This is a genomic window from Luteibacter sp. P4_E6, assembly GCF_056401535.1.
This window is the reverse complement of record NZ_JBFUJE010000740.1, coordinates 1-1,538: the sequence shown is the minus strand read 5'-3', so window position 1 is coordinate 1,538 and position 1,538 is coordinate 1. Positions and strand designations below refer to the sequence as shown.

Genomic DNA, 1,538 nt, shown 5'->3' with positions numbered 1-1,538 from the left:
ACGTCGACCTGCAGTTCAGCCTGTTCGGCTGGAACATCCTCACCTGGATTCCCGAGCAGTTCCAGTCGCTCAACGCGATCTGGATCGTGATCCTCTCGCCGGTCCTGGTATGGCTGTACAACACGCTCGGCAAGCACAACAAGGACTTCCCCGTCGCAGCCAAGTTCGCGCTCGGCTTTGCCGCCGTCGCTGCCGGGTTCTTCATGTATGGGCTGGGCGCGACGACCGCGGTCGCCGGCAAGATCTCTTCCTGGTACATGGTCTGGGGCTACGGCCTGTACTCGCTGGGCGAAGTGCTGGTGAGCGGCCTCGGCCTCGCCATGATCGCCCGCTACGTGCCGGCACGCATGGGCGGCTTCATGATGGGCGCCTACTACGTCGCATCCGGCGTCGCCCAGTACATGGGTAGCGTGGTCGCCAACTACGCCGCCATTCCGGACAACATCACCGATCCGCTGCAGTCGTTGACCATCTACACGAGCCTGTTCAACAAGCTCGGCATGGTCGGCATCCTCTGCACAGGCATCGCCGTGGCCATGCTCCCGTTGATGAAGAAGCTGTCGCTCAATCATGCGTTGGCCAACGTGCCGCCGTTCCCGCCGGTACACAACGAAGACCTGTAACGCGCCGAAGGGTCGCCCACAGGGCGGCCCTTCCCCTTTGAAGAGACCTCCGTGAGCGACAACCTGCACTCGCCGTCATCCCGCTCCGGTCCCTTCGCACTCGCGCGTACCCTTGCCTGGCTCCGCCTGTGCGCTATCGCCGGGCAGAGCGTGGCCATCCTCTCCTGCGTCACCCTGCTCAACCTCGACATCCCCCTGTTGCCGCTGATGATGGGTGTGTGCGTGCTGGCGGTATTCGCCGCCGCCGCGTCGTTCCGTCTCGGCATGCCGTGGAAGGTGACCGAGGGCGAAGCCATCGTGCACATCGCTGCCGATACCCTGCTACTGGGCTATCTGCTCTATTTCACTGGCGGTGCAAGCAATCCCTTCGTCACCCTCCTGCTCGTGCCGATCGCGCTCTCCGCGGCCGCGCTGTCCATCGCCGGCGTATCGCTGGTGGCGATTCTCACCGGTGTCGCCTACGTCCTGCTCGTCCCCTACCACCTGCCCCTGCCTACCCTGGGCAGCAGCAGCCTGGACCTCGACCTCTACGTCGCGGGCATGGGTGTCAACTTCGTCATCATGGCGATACTCCTGGGCGTGTTCATCAGTAACCTCGCGAAGGCCATTCGCCACCAACAGGGCGAAGTGCAGCGCGTGCGCGAGCGTGCCTTGCGCGACGAGGGCATCCTCGCCATCGCGACACAGGCGGCCGGTGCCGCGCACGAACTGAATACGCCGTTGTCGACCATGCGCACGCTCTTGCCCGAGATCCGTCGCGAACATGCCGCGGACGATGCGCTCGGCGATGACCTGGAGCTCCTCCAGGGCCAGGTGGACCGTTGCCGTACGATCCTCCGCGAGATGGTGGCGTTTGGTCAGGCGCAGCTCTCGCAGGTGCCCGAGCGGATCACCCTGGACGAATTCATCCATGGC

Annotated in this window: 2 protein-coding genes; both read left to right on the top strand. The window is 64.5% G+C overall.

All coding sequences use genetic code 11. The features are described 5' to 3' along the window. Positions 1-623: POT-type proton-dependent oligopeptide transporter (locus AC1DT2_RS23000; protein ID WP_477298987.1), on the top strand; the 623-nt coding region annotated here is incomplete at its 5' end. Positions 624-674: 51 nt separating this feature from the next. After that, the coding region (locus tag AC1DT2_RS22995) for a histidine kinase dimerization/phospho-acceptor domain-containing protein (RefSeq protein ID WP_477298985.1) at positions 675-1,538 on the top strand (864 nt) is incomplete at its 3' end.